Genomic DNA, 15,073 nt, shown 5'->3' with positions numbered 1-15,073 from the left:
CCTTTATCGTTAATCACTGATGGTCATACGTCCTGCTCTGCGCCATCTGCTAAGGGCTTGGGTGGCTATCTCTCCATTGCTTCGGTCTATCATCCCTGCCGTCACGCCGTTCCACACATCGGTCATGGTGTAATATCGTATAGACAGATAAAGACGATGCAGCTTCTTGCTGAAGGCACTCAGCTTGTCGTTCAGTGCCCACAGCGTCTTGCTCCTTTCCGCACCAGTCAGCATGTTCTCTTTGCCTCCTTTGGCGACTGCATCTTTCAGCAGTGTGAAGACGGACACCAATTCCGTGGCGGTCTCCATATACAGGTTGTTCATCGAGAGGGTGGCAACGATGCCTTGCGGATTATTGTTGATGGCCTTGCGCATCTTACACAAGGTGATGAATATCTTCACTCCATCGTCGTACAGATAGGTACAGGCTTTGAGGGAAGAGGCATAACCACTGGCGGTTTTCAGATAACTGTTGTACTTCTTCTCCCATTCGTGTATCTTGGTGAACTCTGCGGCGATGGTATTCTGCAACAGGGCAGTCTTGGTCTGACCTTTGATTTCCTTCTCTATCTCACCGTTGATGGCTTCGTTGCCCTCTGCTAATGCCATCCATTCCAAAGGGTTGGCAGTCACAATCTGTGCATGGGCTGACGGCACGCTCAGTACCAATGCCACGACAATGAACCAAATCTTATCTATTCGTAATCTCATATACGCCCTTTCTTCGTTTGTTCGTTTCTACTCTTGTTCGTATCACACTCACCACGTCATAGCTGTTGCTGATGCCGGTCATTTCCAGTTTCGGTGTCGTTCTATCCATCGACAACACGGTCACGCTTTTCAGTCCGCATAACTGTTGTATCAATGTCTGATGCTCGGCAAAGTCCACCACTCGGTACAACTCCATGTAGTTCACGCTCCGCTGAAACACTCCGTGCTCACAGATGAGTTGCTCGCTCCCGATATGGTAGCGGATACTCCTCAGATAGATGAATCGGTAGAGTAAACAGAGGGAGAACAGGAGGCTGAAGACAAGCAACAGGGTACTATATGCACAACCGGGCAATCCTCCGATTAGGAGCATTGCCACGCACAACAGCAACAGAGGCAGTTCGTTGATGAAAAACTGTCCGATGCTGGGGCACAAGGTGATGATGCTATTATCTTCTTGTCTCATACGCTTCTATGATATGTGTTCTTTTCTTCTTTTTCCCTTTGTTTCTCTGCCTTGCCGGCTGCGATAAACTCGGCATAGTCGAAGGTATCTGGTTCGCCCTTGGCAATCAGTTCTGCTGATTTCTTGTTGAGCAGCGCATCGTTCCAGTCCTTGTAGCAACCCAATGGATGATAGGCTTGCACATGCTCGTGACGGAAGCCCATCTCTGCTGCCACCTTCCTGAAGTTTGCAACAAACTGCCGCCCTGCATCGTCCTTGTCAAAACCCAAATAGTGCCGTGCGTTGGGAGTAACGGACAGAAGTCCTCGCATCTGTCCCTCGGTGGGTGTGCCGCCCGTAGATACATACACCATCTTTACAGGATTTATCTGATACTCTGCCATGGCATCGTAGGCACTCTCAAACCATACAATTTCGCTTGCTTTATCCAACGGCTCGCCCGTGAGGTTGGCAATCCACAGTCCTTCACTGCTGTTGCTTCCTTCTGCCTTGCCCTTGTAACCGCCGCTACCGTCCATCTTCGGTCGTCCTCGTTCCTCAAAGCCCACAGTCTTGTCGGGTGTCTTGGGCAGTACAAGCGGAAAGGCAAGGTTGGCAAAGGTAAGTCCATCCGTCCGATGCTTAGTAGCCAGACAGAAATGCCGATGAAAAGCATACTGCGTATAGAGGTCGATGCCTCGGAACTTAAAATAGGGATAAAACCTTTTCTGCGTTTCCCTGTCCTGCGGATTGAACTTGTGGATGTCGTAGTCATTCAGGTTGAATGGCTTTCCGTCCTTTCTTGGTTCTGTAATCTTCGATGGTCTGTCCTCTATGGGTTGGTTGAGCAGTCGGTTGCAGACGAGGTTGACGAGTCGGTCAGGAGACATTCCCACCTTGTTCTCTGAAAACATTTCTGGATGCTCCTTGATGAACGAAATGACATTATACACCTTCTGCTGCGGTGGTTGGAAGCAACATTTCCCATTCTGCGTGACAATGAACTTATCACCACGCACCCGTCTGCCCTCACTGTCAGTACGCACATACGACGGATAACGCAAGCCATCTCTCTTGTTCAGATGATACCCTGCGTCCACCAGTACTTCCTGTATGCTCAACCTGTCCAGAAAGTCATCGTATGTCAGTTCACTACTCATTATAAATTATAAATTGTAAATTATACATTGTTAATATCCTCTCCTTATCTCCGTGGCAACATGATTTGCTTCTGCCTCAAAGTACCTTGCCGCAATCTCCTGTGGCGAATCCACTCCCGGTTTGAAGTAAGGACGTGGACCGCCATGATGCTCTGCATAGAACTCCGGGGCTGGATGGTGATGATGGTGGCTTATGTCATGCGCCACCTCTGCTGTAACGACTGCTCCTGCCGTCAGAGCCGCCAATATCTTCGTGCCCAGTCCGGCGTTGGTTTCGGGGCGTGTCTTCATATCCACTTCACTGAAAACCTTGGAGAAGAGTTTCATGCGATGGTAGTCATCCACCGCCAAGAACTTGTCGTAGTCCTTCTGCTTGATTTCGTGCGTGATGGCTTCTCCATTGATAATGGCGGTCATGCGATACTTATCTTCGCCTTTCTTATCTCCCTCCATCGGAGGCACTTTCTCCACCATGATGTCACCGACTTTCACTTCACGCCCATGCGCTCCCTCACGATACCAACCCTTGTTCTCATTAATCAAGGCAAGGTCTTCACCTCTCACCATGGCATCGCCTTGCAACACGTCACGTCTGACAGTCTCGTCCTCTTCCAACGGAAGCAACCGTTCCTCGTCTTGTTGCTGACGCTGCTGCAACTCCTGTTCAAGTTCGGGATGCAGATGCAGGTCGATGCGCTCCTTGCTATTCAGTGTGTCCATCAGGATTTTGTCAGCAAAGTCGTCCTTGATGATGCCATTCAGCAGTTCCAAGCGTTGAACGACGGGCACTTCCTTGATGGAGTTGGAGGTGAGTTTCTTCAGTTCCTCATCTGTCAGGTCATACACCATGTCGGCATTGACGCTGTTCGACTGAATGGTCAGCGTCTTCGCATTCTCATCAATGATGATGCCATGCGATGCCAGACACTCCTGCCACTTCTCATTGGTGAAATAGACAGGCGAGGTAATCAGTTCCTTATAAGGCTTGGCTGGCTCCGTGCTTCTCGTGCGGCTGATGGAAGGCATTATGATTCCCTCCAAATCTTTCAGCACATCCTGTTGCTGAGGGCTATAACTCTGTTGCTGTCCCTTATAATAGAACCCATAACCGCCGCTCTGCAATTCGCCAGGCTTCATTCTGCCGTCCCAACGTTCAGGCACAATCGGGGCTTCGGGGAAGAACAATCGTCCTCCAACTCTGCGAAGATGGAATCCCTCCTGACTGCGTGGTGTCCAACCTAAAAAGGGTGGTGGCATATCGATGCGCCCCATCCGTCCATACTCGCCGATACCAACACGATAGCCGTGCAGCCCCATAGCTACACGACCGTTGGCATTGCGTGCATGAACGAAGTTCTTGGGCATATAGAAGTCGTTGCCCACAATGCCCGTAAAGGTATTGTAGGCTAACTTGTTGGCATGATTCGTACCCCAGTCGGTCAGAGCCAACATCTGCTTCTCGGTGATGTTATAGGTAAGCAGCGGACTGTCATGCCCTTGCACCACAAGCTGATAGCCGCTGCCATTACTCACCACATGAGCCTGCATACCATTGCGCATGAGCAAGTCACGCATCTCTGGTTGCAGGTCCATCTGTTGGGGATTCGTATTCTTTCTTATCGCCATACTTATTCTTCACTCTTCATTCTTCACTCTTCATTTATCATGCTTCACCGTTCTCTATTGCCTTCTCCAGTTCCTCATCTTTGTGATGGACAAACTGCTCCGCACTCTCTTCACAAATGCAGAGTCCGTTGTTCAGACAATAGCTCTCATATTCTTCCTGCCATTCAGCAGAATGATGGTTGACATACTCCAACCAACCGTACTCGCCGCTCTGTATCTTCTCGACGAGCACATCCTCTGGATAATATTTATTTGATGCCATATACTTATTATATTATGTGTAGATTATTTGTGCATGGAAAAAGAGGCGCGGTTGCGCTCTCCATTCTTCTTCTGCTCATTCCAAAGTTCTTCCGTGTATTCCTCTTCAGGCACATAGTCAAGATTACCGTCATCGCCCATTACCCAACAGCCATAGCACCCGAAGGTGTATTTGTCCCACTCTCGCTTGGTGTTCTCCTTCCACTTCTGACTGTCGCCTTGATTAATCCTTATGCCGGTCTTATCGTTCAGGTCAATACCCACCGTCACCTGTTCGTCCTCCATGATGAGCGTGAGCGGCTCACCCTTCTGCATCACGGTCAGTTCTGCCGAACTCAGTTTCAGTTCATCCTTCAGCACCTCCAAGTTGCGCCCGATGACAGGCGTAGGTACCGACATCACCTGATTGGTCTCCGTGTCAATCTGCACGAAAGCCTTGCTGCTCCTGCCATCAGCATCCTTAACATCGGCAAGGATAGCCTTTCCAGCCAGCAAGTCCTCCTGCTGTTCCTGAGTAAAAGCCTCCAATGGTGATTTCTCCAACTGCGGATAGAAGACCACATCCACCTTGCCGTCCTCCATACGGACCAACGCAAATCGGGTGCGGCTCTTCAATGTCTCGCCCTCATCATTATTCACCTGAATGGGCAGCAACGGTGAACGTCGTCCCTGACCAATATCTTCCAACGCCCACATGGGCAGGTCTTCAATCTTCTCTTGTGTGAGACCAAAACGAGCCAGTGTCTGATAAGGCACCTCGCTCTCTTCAAATCGTACTTGCTTCATACTTTAACTTTGAATTTGAAATTAAACTCATGCAAAGTTATATACCTATTCAGAGACAAGCAGAATTGCATAAGATAATGCGTGTTATTTTTGACGATTATTATTATTTGAGTTTGATTTCTGCTCAAAAATCAAACTCGATTGCTATATTATGTTACAATCTTCTTGTCTTCCCTTTGTTCTTTATGCCAGTCAAAGAATTGCTTGTTACTTTTGCACCATGAAACGATTTCTACTCATCACAATAGCAGCAATATTCTGTTCATCAGCAACAGTATGCGCTCAGTTCAATACCGTCACACAGACTAAGGTACACCGCAAGGCTGTGCCAAAAACGACGCAGTCCGCAACATCCGAACAACTGCCTCCGTGCTCGCCGCATCAGCGGCGAGACTCTCTTGCCTTTGCCCCATTACAAACCCAAACGGAGCAGACCGACCGCCACACGGCACTTGTCAGTCCACTCCGTCATATCTCTGTCACCAGCCCTTTCGGCTACCGCAGAGACCCATTTACAAAAAGAAAAGCCCTACACAACGGGCTTGATTTGAAGGCAAATTACGAACCCACATACGCCATGATGCACGGCGAGGTCATCAAGGTAGGCAAGGACAAACGTTCAGGCCTCTATGTCACCCTCCGTCACGGCGACTTCACCGTCAGCTATTGCCACCTCTCCCAAACTCTCGTCACCAAAGGCACCCACGTCCGTCCCGGCATCATCATCGCGCTGACAGGCAACAGTGGTCGCAGTACTGGTCCCCACCTGCACCTCACACTCAAAGACACAAAAAAAGGACGAGCCATCGACCCGTCCATTCTTCTCAATCTTATCAAGCATCCACTCTAATAGAACGCCTTGTCTTTTGTCGTTCACATCACCCCTTCCGCATTGCAATAATGTCTTAAATATCTAATCCTCAACAATTTCTATTCTTGAAAAACAAGTGTTTTATTCACGAATATAATATGATTTCGTGAAAGATGTCATAAGATGATACTAATATCTATGCTATTTGTCAATAAAGAACCCGTTTCTATGCAGATATTCTGAAACGGTTAGTGTTCCAATCCCTATCTGCTCACACAACAAAGGAAGTTTCTTGAACAACTTACCGTCATTCTGCTGCCTTGTTTCCTCCGTCATTACTTGCATCTCTTCCAGATGGATAGCGTCCGAGTGTCGTACATTCAGTGCATAAATGATAATCTTAGCATCACCTGTTTTAAGGTATTCTTCCTTTTGCTCTATGTATTCTTCTTCAGTCAGTTCCTGCTTCTTCAGTCTTACACAGAAATTGTTGTCTATCATGTTGCTGAATCTCTCTGGGGCACATGGAAATAGATCCTTTGTCGGAATGACCAATTTCTTGTCTTTGAGGAAAGGCATCTTTTCAACTGCAATTCCTTTGGAGGTGCGTTTTGATTCATCCAGAATCACATCAAGTAGCATCAAATCCTTGCGGGAGAACGCCTCTTCCAGGAATGAGTACAACTGTCCGTCCTTATCCAAGGGAAGATAATTCTTGGCAATCATCACCAATGAGCATGTATCAACAACTATCGCCATAACTCCCTCTCAAAATTTGCTGGTTTGACATTGAGTCTCGAACAGAAAGTGGTCTCGTTGACCACTCCATTGAAATAGGCATATTGCATGGTTTTCAAGAATAGCGGAGAAATGATGGGCTTTGGTGTTCGCCCGCCTCTCTTCTCAGAGTTTTTCAACTTTTCCTGTTCCTCTCTTCTTCTGTATTCCTCTGCCAATTCACTCTTGACATTGCTGTAGCTCGAATAGCTGATTTTCCTGTCGATATACATCCTTGTATATAAGGCAAGACGGCTAATGTGCGTCCGTGCACTGATAGCCTTGAAGAGGTCAATGCAGTAGTCGTTACGGGAATCTACACATGCTATGTTAGCAAGTGTTTCTGCTTCTTGTCCCATAATGAACTGATATGCAAAATCATTGCACCATCTTTCGACATCACTGTATGAAGTCTGTGCCGAGATGTCCATCATGTCCACCGACTCCACTTCTTCAATCCCCAATAGACAATGCCCCAATTCATGCGCCAGAGTGAATATTTCTCGCTTGTAATGCTTATGATGCTTAAGCACTATCACATTGGGCTTAAGGTAAAAACCGTCAATGTTGGTTTTCTCTTTCTTGTTCCATGTCTCTATGTATTCAAAGACAAAAATGCCATGATCGGCGATTTTTTCTATCATCTTCACAAGAAACTGCCTATGATTGACAGTTTCCCCGGGATAAAAAAAATCTCTTGCACGTACGGCTACTGTCTTAGGGTCATCTTGTAGGGTGTAGTGTTCTATGTCAAACTTCACATCCAGTTGCGACAGTTTGTTGTATGCATCCAAAGCGTTTTTCAGACTCTCGAATCGGTTTACAGTACGGATCGACTCCAAGTTCAGCTCTGTTCCGAATGAGGTCTTGCGGAAGAAGATACTGCTGCTTGCATTGGTTGACAACTTAGAATAGTCTTGAAAGAAACTGACTTCTTTGTCGAATATCTCACCTATACGCTTCAACACCCCCAAATCAATAGAATCTCCACTGATGTCTGCGGCTCCTGTTATCCGTTTCCTGCCTTTGTTCAGAAGAGACAACAAGTCATCCACCGACATCTTGTATAATGCCAGCAGGTATTCTAAACGTTTCTTGTTAATCTCTACTTTCATATCAGCCTCGATTGAACTATTGTTGTTTTGATGCAAATGCTTAGGCACAATTTTGCGTTGCAAAATTACACATTTTCACTTAAATGGGCGAATTTTCATGCTGAATATCACTGGAATTTATGTTTATTTTGCTAAATCGCTACATTTTGCCACCAAAAAGACACAAAAATAGGACGAATCATCGACCCGTCCTTTTGTTTTTAGCCTTTTTCGTTCTAACCACAGCCTGCAATGTTATTCATCAACTGGTTCATCACTCGCATGTCTCATTTCGTAAACTGTCCATAAGGCTAACACACATTCAATGGCTATCACGGTAATGGCCGCAGTCATGCCCCACCAGTGGGCAATAAGCATAAAGATGCCAGCCTCAATGCACAACGCAAAGAGGATGGTAACAATAAGTGATAATATTCTATTCATTCTACGGTAACTGATTTAGCAAGGTTTCTTGGCTGGTCAACATTCCTATCCTTGTTGATGGCGATGTAATAGGCCAGCAACTGCAATGGGACGGAAACAACGAGAGGTGTAAGGCATTCGGGTACGTCGGGCACTTCAAGGCAATGGTCGGCGATGTCCTTCATTGCGTCATTGCCCTTGGTAATGATGGCGACAACCGTACCGCCACGCGCCTTCACCTGCCTTACATTACTGATTATCTTGTCATACAGCGAGTCCGTTGGAGCAATGACCACCGTGGGCATCTCGCTATCTACAAGTGCAATCGGTCCATGCTTCATTTCCGCAGCAGGATAACCCTCCGCATGGATATAGGATATTTCTTTCAGCTTCAACGCACCTTCAAGGGCGGTGGGGTAGTTGTACCCACGACCGAGATAAAGGAAGTTGCGGGCATAGGTGTATATCTTCGACAAGTTCTTGATTTTGTCAGCAAGTCCCAACACATCTTTTATATATAGGGGCATGTTCTTCAACTCCCGGACAATCCTCTCTACGGTTGCATCATCCACAGTACCACGCATCTGTCCCACGCAGAGGGCAAGCAGCATCAGCACCGTTACCTGTCCTGTAAAAGCCTTGGTAGAAGCCACACCTATCTCAGGTCCTACATGGATGTATGTCCCGGAATCCGTATTTCTTGGGATAGAGGCACCCACGACGTTGCAGATGCCATACACAAAAGCCCCCTTGCTCCGTGCCAACTGTATGGCGGCAACGGTTCCGAGCGGTCATACTTCCTTTGTAACTCCATACACTTCTCAAAGGAGAAGTCGGATGCCTCAAAAAGAGGCTGGATAAGGTGGGCGCATTCGTTCAGCAGTCCCTTGACGATGTGGATGTTCATCTCGTGGCAGTTTCGGCAAATTGCACTGTTGCAGTTGATATACCGATGACTGTTGATGAAGTCATCCACATAGCGGTCATACCGCTTGCCATTCAAAATCACATCCTGAAGATAGAGTTCTCTCGCTTCTAAGAGTAACTCAAACAATTCTTCTGCTACATCCTGTTCGGTAGCGAAGTGGGTCAGGTGTTGCTTCTCTTCAAAAAAAGAGAAGACTTTTTAATTTGTTTTTGCATACTAAATTACTTATTTATAAGTTTATGACGACTGAAATATAAAAATTACACAACATGGTTCAGTATTAGGTTATAATTCTTGTAAAGTTACATTCCTCCTCCCAACGCATGGTAAAGTTTAATTATACTTTGTATGCGTTCAAAACGAGTTTGTAACTGTTGCACTTCCGCTTCGAGAAGAGACTGTTTGGCGGTCAGCACTTCCAGATAGGTGGTATTGGAATGACGCATCAGCGATTCTGTCTTTCGCACAGCGTCGCATAATGTTTCAACCTGCCGAGCATTGATTTCAATTTGCGATTTTGCCGTCTGCCATGCGGTCAGAGCATCGTTCACTTCCTTTCCTGCGTTCAGTAATGATTGCCGGAACAACAGTTTGGCTTCTTCCTGACGGCTTTTGGCTATCTTCAAGTTGGCGATGTTTACGCCCCGGTTGAATAACGGCTGTGTCAGGGAACCGATGGCATTAAGTAACCATTGTCCGGGATTTACGATTACGCCACCGCCGTTATTAGTCCATCCAAGAATTCCCGAGAGGGTAATATTGGGATAGAAGGCGGCACGGGCCGCATTGGTGGCGTAGAATGCTTGCGCCAGTTCCATTTCAGCCTGACGCACGTCGGGACGGTTGGAAAGCAGTTGCAAAGGGACTCCGATCGAGACAGTATCGGGGAAAGCAGCCTCGGCCAGATCACTTCGTCCAATCGAGTGTGACGGCATGGCAAGTATCGCAGACAGGGCGTTTTCTGTTTCGGAAATACTCTTGCGTATGGATAACAGGGATGCTTCGAGTCGCATCACGTTCGCCTTTGCCTGCAATACGCCAGCCTCGTTTGATTTCCCCACTTTTTTCAACGCTTCAAGAGTGCGTACGGTAGTCCGCCAGTTCTCCAAAGTCCGGTTACTTATTGTCATTTGTGCGTCAAGCATGGCAAGGGTGTAGTAACTGTCTGCAATAGTGGCGACAAGCTGTGTCTGTACGGCCTGCCGGTAGGCACGGCTTCCTTGTAATGCGGCGGCTGCGCCACGCTTTGCCGCCGTAAGTTTGCCGAAGATGTCCAGTTCCCAGCTTGCCGACGCTCCCACATTATATGTCTTTGCCGTTGCTCCGTCATGTTTATTGGCATTACCTTCGGCAGTCAGTCCCAGTGATGGAAGATATGATAGTCTGGCAGTCATCAGGACGGCTTCTGCCGCTTCCACGCGTAACCGTGCCACATTGAGGTCTGCGTTCCGTTCAAGTCCGGTTTCAATCAAGGACTGGAGTTTCGGGTCGGTAAACATTTCCCGCCACGACAGGGACGCGATGGTCATTGTATCAATGTCCGCCGGCATGTCCCGATACAGATTCTCCGTTGAGAGGTCAGGGCGATGATACCGGCTGTATGTGCCACAGCCGGCAAGCATCCATCCCGACAATATGATATATATTACTGTCTTCTTCATTTAATTATGCTTAACACGTTCTTGGATATATTGGAATACAATAAACAATGACGGCACAAGGAACAACAGAGCCAAAGTACCTACAATCATTCCACCGATTACACCTGTGGCAAGCGAACGGCTGCCGTTGGCACCCACTCCGTGCGCCATCATCAGCGGGACAAGACCGAACACCATGGACAACACAGTCATCAATATGGGGCGCAGGCGGACTTTTGCCGCACTGTATGCCGCCTGTGCCAGCGTCATGCCTTCCGACCGCCGTTTACCGGCGTATTCGGTAAGCAGGATCGCTGTCTTGGCAAGCAGGCCTATAATCATGATAAGTCCGGTCTGCATGTAGATGTTGTTCTCCAGACCGAAGAGCCACGCAAACAGGAAACTGCCCATCAGTCCGCAAGGCACCGACAACAGAACCGCGAAGGGTATGAACACGCTCTCATACAAGGCGCACAGAATCAGATAGACCAGAACCATGCAGAGCAGGAATATAAGCGTGGCATTGTTGGTCGTCTTGCTTTCCTCACGCGAAATGCCGCCAAACTCGTATGTGTAATTTGACGGAAGCACTTCACGTGCCGTCTCGCCGATGGCTTCGAGCACCTGCCCCGAACTGTAGCCCTGAGCCGGAGACCCGCTAATCGAGATGGCGTTGAACAGGTTGAAACGGGTGAGGTCTGACGGGCCGTTGGTCTTGGTCAGGCGCACGAACCGGCTCAAAGGCGACATGCCGCCATCGGTGGCACGCACATACATGTGGTGCAGGGATTCCGCATTCACACGATATTCCGCCGGAGCCTGCATGGTCACATGGTAGAGCTTGGAGAACCGGTTGAAGTCGGAAACATATTGTCCGGTATAATAGCCCGACAATGTGGAAAGCACATCTGCGGGCGACACACCCGACTGTTCGCATTTGGCGGCATCGATATCCACCCAGTATTGCGGATAATCCGTGGCAAAGGAGGAATAGACTTCGCCGATTTCGGGTCGCTGCGACAAGGCTTCGACAAACTTGTCTGCCTCTTCCTTGAAGGCGGCGATGTTTCCGCCCGCCTTGTCCTGCAAATAAAGCTCGAAACCGTTTCCCATGCCGTACCCGGCAATCATCGGAGGCGACATGGCGAACACCGTGGCATCGGGAATATCCGAAGTGGCGGCATAAATCTTTCCGATGACATCATTGACCGACTGCCCCTCTCCCTTACGCTGCTCCCAGTCTTTGAGTGTCACGAAATACATCGCCTGCGAGGGACCGGAACCGCTGAAAGAGAAACCGGCGACCGCACCGCTGTATTCAATCTCGCCGATGCTGTCGAGACGGCTGTTGATACGCTCCATCACCTTACTTGTCTGAGCCATGGATGTGCCGGGCTTCGTGTTCATGCTCACCATGACCGTCCCGGTGTCCTCTTCGGGAATAAGTCCCGTCTTTGTGACATTGACCAGCAGCACCAGCAACCCGAAAGAAATGCCTATGATGCTCCACAACAGCCATCGGCGATGGATAATGAACATCACTCCACGTACATAGCGTCGGCTCAGACGGTCGAAGACGGCATTGAACGCTTTACGGAAACGGGCTGCAAAATTGTTCTTGGTGTTGCCCTGCTCATCGATATAGGGTTTCAGCAGCAGCGCGCAAAGTGCCGGTGAGAGTGTGAAGGCATTGACTGCCGAGATTCCCACGGCAACAGCCATCGTGATACCGAACTGCGTGTAGAACGCTCCCGAAGTCCCGCCCATCATGGCAACGGGGAAAAACACTGCCATAAAGATGATGGTAGAGGTCAGGATAGCCGACGAAACGCCTTTCATGGCATCATCAGCCGCGAGAACCGCAGACTGATAGCCCTCGTCGAACTTCGCCTGCACCGCTTCCACCACCACAATGGCATCATCGACCACAGTTCCGATGGCAAGCACAAGCGCGAACAGGGTGAGCAGGTTGACGGAGAAGCCGATCATGGACATCACGGCGAACGTACCGATAATGGAGACGAAAATGGATATCGTAGGAATAAGCGTGGACTTAATATCTTGCAAAAATACATATACCACCACGATAACCAGAAGTATCGCTTCAATAAGTGTCCGGATAACAGAATTGATGGAAGCATACAGGAACTTGTTGGTATCGGTAAGCACCACGAATTCCGTCCCTTCGGGCAAGTCCCGGCTGAGGTCGTCAAGCACTTCGTGAATCTCCTTGATGGTGCTTGAAGCATTGGACCCGGCTTTCTGGTTGATGAGCATCATGGCTGCCGGATGCCCGTTCACTTCGGAGGAATAGTTGTAGTATTCATCGCCCAGTTCCACATCGGCAACCTCCTTCAGCCGAAGCACATTGCCGCCCGGCAGTGACTTGATGACCAACTCACCGAACTCTTCCGCGCCGGACAAGCGTCCGCGGTATTTCATCGTGTATTCATTGGCGGTAGGATGATTGGCACCGAAGGAGCCGGTGGCGGCCTCGATGTTCTGTCGTGCGAGTACGGTGGATATGTCATCGGGGATAAGCCCGTATTGCGCCATCTTGTCGGGACGCAGCCAAAGTCGCATGCTGTAGTTGGAACCGAACAACTGTGCCTTTCCCACGCCGCTGATACGTTTCAGCCTCGGCTCGACATTGATTTTCACGTAATTGTTCAGGAAGGTCTGGTCGAAGCGGTCATCGGGCGAATAGAGCGCGAAAGTCATCAGTTCGGCATTCTGCTGCTTTTCAGTGGTGACACCGGTCTTGGTGGCTTCCGCCGGAAGTTGGCTCAGTGCGCCGTTCACGCGGTTCTGCACGTTTACCGCCGCCATGTCCGCGTTGGTTCCCTGTTTGAAATAGATGTTGATGGAAGCATCTCCCGTATTCGATGCCGTGGAAGTCATATAGGTCATGTCTTCCACTCCGTTGATGGCTTCTTCCAGAGGGGTTATCACTGCCTTCTGCACGGTTTCAGCGTTTGCTCCCGGATAAGTTGCGAATACGTTGATGGTCGGAGGTGCGATGTCGGGGTATTGTTCCACCGGCAAGGAAAACATGGAAATCATGCCCAACAGTACAATCACCACCGAGATAACGCCCGAAAACACCGGGCGGTCTATAAAAAATCGCAGGTTCATTTCGTTTCGTTTTTAGGGGTTATGCTCATGCCTTCTCTCACCAGTCCCACGCCTTCGGCGACAATGGTGTCACCGACCGAAAGACCTTCTTTTACGATAAACCGGTTGCCGTCGTTCAGGCGGTCCACCGTGAGATAGGCGGCTTCCGCCTGTCCGTTTTTCAGACGGTAAGCGATAATCTTGTCCTGCAGTTCCACGGTGGCGGTCATGGGAATGGTTACGGCCTCCGTTTTCGGGTTTTGAAGGATGACATTGCCGATGCTGCCACTCAACAGTTCGCGGTCGGGATTGGGGAACAGGGCTTTGATTTGTACCGTTCCGGTAACAGGATCCACCACGCCGCTTACGGTTTCAATACGTCCTTTCGCCTTGTACAGGCTGCCGTCGTTGAGTTGCAGGCCCACTTCCGGCGTCCCGGCTATCATGCTGTCAATCGAGCCATAGCGAGCCGAATATCGCCGTAGCATATTCTCCGAAATGGAGAAATAGGCATACATCTCCGCATTGTCGGACACGACCGTGAAAGGCTGTGCCATATTGGGACCGACAAGCGCACCGATGCGATAGGGCAATGTGCCTACTACTCCGTTGCTCGGGCTTTTGATTTCCGTATAGGAGAGATTGTTGCGTGCATCCGATTCTTGTGCCTTTGCCTGTTCGAGTTCAGCACACGCCACTGCCAGTTGGTTCCGGGCGAGAGAAAGCTCGTAGTCGGATATGACCTTCTCGTCAAACAATGCCTGCTTGCCCCGCAGCTCGATTCTTGCCGTTTCCACTTTTGCCTGTGCCGCGCTGACATTGGCCTGCGCCGTGCGTAATGCCGCCCGATAGGGCACTTGGTCAATTACAGCCAATACTTGACCGGTCTTCACCCGTTCACCCTCTTTCACTTTCAGACGGATAATGCGCCCGGATATTTGCGGCAGGATGTCCACATCCTGCCGTCCGCGTATGGCGGCGGAATAGGACTCGGAGATTTCCACCGGACTTGCCGCGACCTTTATGACCCGATAACTCTGCACCGCATCCTGCTTGCCGTCCGCCTGCCTGCATCCGGTCGGCAGGAACAGCATGAGAGCAAATGCGGCGAAATTCGTGATAATGAATTGCTTGTTCATATTTTCTTCTTGTTTTGTATTAATTCATAATAGGTTTGGTGTGTCACCACTGACGGATGGTATTCCACTCTTTTTCGAGAACCTTAATTCCGCAACACTTTGATTTAAATTAATTTATAAGTTCCTGAGCAACAAAAAGTTGCCCAGGAACTTAAAAA

The 15,073-nt window shown here is 49.1% G+C and carries 13 protein-coding genes and 2 pseudogenes; 1 reads left to right on the top strand and 14 read right to left on the bottom strand.

The window, feature by feature from the left end:
- Nucleotides 1-9 precede the first annotated feature (9 nt).
- The 6 genes from KSX81_RS07595 to KSX81_RS07570 are packed head-to-tail and all read right to left on the bottom strand — an operon-like array spanning nucleotide 10 to nucleotide 4,989.
- On the bottom strand, nucleotides 10-711 hold the full coding sequence (locus KSX81_RS07595) for a hypothetical protein (RefSeq protein WP_005816246.1): 702 nt from the start codon (nucleotides 709-711) through the stop codon (nucleotides 10-12).
- Nucleotides 692-1,177 carry a PH domain-containing protein gene (locus tag KSX81_RS07590; RefSeq protein WP_005816244.1) on the bottom strand — a complete coding sequence of 162 codons (486 nt, stop codon included), beginning with the start codon at nucleotides 1,175-1,177 and terminating at the stop codon, nucleotides 692-694. Before KSX81_RS07590 ends, KSX81_RS07595 begins: the two co-directional genes overlap by 20 nt.
- Complete coding sequence (locus KSX81_RS07585) at nucleotides 1,174-2,316, bottom strand: toprim domain-containing protein (protein WP_005816242.1); 1,143 nt, start codon at nucleotides 2,314-2,316, stop codon at nucleotides 1,174-1,176. Before KSX81_RS07585 ends, KSX81_RS07590 begins: the two co-directional genes overlap by 4 nt.
- Before the next feature lie 30 nt (nucleotides 2,317-2,346).
- On the bottom strand, nucleotides 2,347-3,942 hold the full coding sequence (locus tag KSX81_RS07580; RefSeq protein WP_005816239.1) for a hypothetical protein: 1,596 nt from the start codon (nucleotides 3,940-3,942) through the stop codon (nucleotides 2,347-2,349).
- A gap of 37 nt (nucleotides 3,943-3,979) precedes the next feature.
- Nucleotides 3,980-4,204 carry a hypothetical protein gene (locus KSX81_RS07575; RefSeq protein ID WP_005816237.1) on the bottom strand — a complete coding sequence of 75 codons (225 nt, stop codon included), beginning with the start codon at nucleotides 4,202-4,204 and terminating at the stop codon, nucleotides 3,980-3,982.
- A gap of 23 nt (nucleotides 4,205-4,227) precedes the next feature.
- On the bottom strand, nucleotides 4,228-4,989 hold the full coding sequence (locus KSX81_RS07570; RefSeq protein WP_005816235.1) for a DUF4099 domain-containing protein: 762 nt from the start codon (nucleotides 4,987-4,989) through the stop codon (nucleotides 4,228-4,230).
- 220 nt (nucleotides 4,990-5,209) lie between these two features.
- Here KSX81_RS07570 and KSX81_RS07565 point away from each other — a divergent pair, with 220 nt between their 5' ends.
- Nucleotides 5,210-5,839, top strand: a complete 630-nt coding sequence (locus KSX81_RS07565; protein ID WP_007837448.1) for a M23 family metallopeptidase — start codon at nucleotides 5,210-5,212, stop codon at nucleotides 5,837-5,839.
- A gap of 162 nt (nucleotides 5,840-6,001) precedes the next feature.
- Here the strand turns inward: KSX81_RS07565 and KSX81_RS07560 are convergent, their stop codons facing one another.
- From KSX81_RS07560 to KSX81_RS07525, 8 genes and pseudogenes are all read right to left on the bottom strand, one after another.
- Nucleotides 6,002-6,559, bottom strand: coding sequence for a DUF4411 family protein (locus KSX81_RS07560; protein WP_005816230.1), 558 nt, complete (start codon nucleotides 6,557-6,559; stop codon nucleotides 6,002-6,004).
- Complete coding sequence (locus KSX81_RS07555) at nucleotides 6,550-7,692, bottom strand: ImmA/IrrE family metallo-endopeptidase (protein WP_007897423.1); 1,143 nt, start codon at nucleotides 7,690-7,692, stop codon at nucleotides 6,550-6,552. The genes KSX81_RS07560 and KSX81_RS07555 overlap by 10 nt, the downstream gene beginning before the upstream one ends.
- Nucleotides 7,693-7,926: 234 nt before the next feature.
- Nucleotides 7,927-8,115, bottom strand: a complete 189-nt coding sequence (locus tag KSX81_RS07550) for a hypothetical protein (RefSeq protein WP_005816226.1) — start codon at nucleotides 8,113-8,115, stop codon at nucleotides 7,927-7,929.
- Nucleotides 8,112-8,876 (bottom strand): annotated as a pseudogene (locus KSX81_RS07545) (SIS domain-containing protein); the annotation flags it as partial. The gene KSX81_RS07550 and the pseudogene KSX81_RS07545, both read right to left, overlap by 4 nt.
- A pseudogene (locus KSX81_RS07540) lies at nucleotides 8,873-9,187 on the bottom strand (hypothetical protein); the annotation flags it as partial. The pseudogenes KSX81_RS07545 and KSX81_RS07540, both read right to left, overlap by 4 nt.
- Before the next feature lie 137 nt (nucleotides 9,188-9,324).
- Nucleotides 9,325-10,683, bottom strand: coding sequence for an efflux transporter outer membrane subunit (locus KSX81_RS07535; protein WP_005816221.1), 1,359 nt, complete (start codon nucleotides 10,681-10,683; stop codon nucleotides 9,325-9,327).
- Complete coding sequence (locus tag KSX81_RS07530; RefSeq protein WP_007837417.1) at nucleotides 10,684-13,797, bottom strand: efflux RND transporter permease subunit; 3,114 nt, start codon at nucleotides 13,795-13,797, stop codon at nucleotides 10,684-10,686.
- Nucleotides 13,794-14,915 (bottom strand): efflux RND transporter periplasmic adaptor subunit, encoded by a 1,122-nt coding sequence (locus KSX81_RS07525; RefSeq protein WP_005809248.1) that lies wholly within the window; start codon nucleotides 14,913-14,915, stop codon nucleotides 13,794-13,796. Before KSX81_RS07525 ends, KSX81_RS07530 begins: the two co-directional genes overlap by 4 nt.
- Nucleotides 14,916-15,073: the final 158 nt, after the last annotated feature.

The sequence above is a fragment of the Bacteroides sp. MSK.18.37 genome (assembly GCF_019129155.2).
GTDB classification, from domain to species: Bacteria; Bacteroidota; Bacteroidia; order Bacteroidales; family Bacteroidaceae; genus Bacteroides; species Bacteroides ovatus.
This window is presented reverse-complemented; position numbering and strand designations above follow the sequence as displayed.

Coding starts and splice junctions, on each gene's coding strand:
- KSX81_RS07595 (WP_005816246.1), bottom strand. CDS start 711: ATGAGATTACGAATAGATAAGATTTGGTTCATTGTCGTGGCATTGGTA.
- KSX81_RS07590 (WP_005816244.1), bottom strand. CDS start 1,177: ATGAGACAAGAAGATAATAGCATCATCACCTTGTGCCCCAGCATCGGA.
- KSX81_RS07585 (WP_005816242.1), bottom strand. CDS start 2,316: ATGAGTAGTGAACTGACATACGATGACTTTCTGGACAGGTTGAGCATA.
- KSX81_RS07580 (WP_005816239.1), bottom strand. CDS start 3,942: ATGGCGATAAGAAAGAATACGAATCCCCAACAGATGGACCTGCAACCA.
- KSX81_RS07575 (WP_005816237.1), bottom strand. CDS start 4,204: ATGGCATCAAATAAATATTATCCAGAGGATGTGCTCGTCGAGAAGATA.
- KSX81_RS07570 (WP_005816235.1), bottom strand. CDS start 4,989: ATGAAGCAAGTACGATTTGAAGAGAGCGAGGTGCCTTATCAGACACTG.
- KSX81_RS07565 (WP_007837448.1), top strand. CDS start 5,210: ATGAAACGATTTCTACTCATCACAATAGCAGCAATATTCTGTTCATCA.
- KSX81_RS07560 (WP_005816230.1), bottom strand. CDS start 6,559: ATGGCGATAGTTGTTGATACATGCTCATTGGTGATGATTGCCAAGAAT.
- KSX81_RS07555 (WP_007897423.1), bottom strand. CDS start 7,692: ATGAAAGTAGAGATTAACAAGAAACGTTTAGAATACCTGCTGGCATTA.
- KSX81_RS07550 (WP_005816226.1), bottom strand. CDS start 8,115: ATGAATAGAATATTATCACTTATTGTTACCATCCTCTTTGCGTTGTGC.
- KSX81_RS07535 (WP_005816221.1), bottom strand. CDS start 10,683: ATGAAGAAGACAGTAATATATATCATATTGTCGGGATGGATGCTTGCC.
- KSX81_RS07530 (WP_007837417.1), bottom strand. CDS start 13,797: ATGAACCTGCGATTTTTTATAGACCGCCCGGTGTTTTCGGGCGTTATC.
- KSX81_RS07525 (WP_005809248.1), bottom strand. CDS start 14,915: ATGAACAAGCAATTCATTATCACGAATTTCGCCGCATTTGCTCTCATG.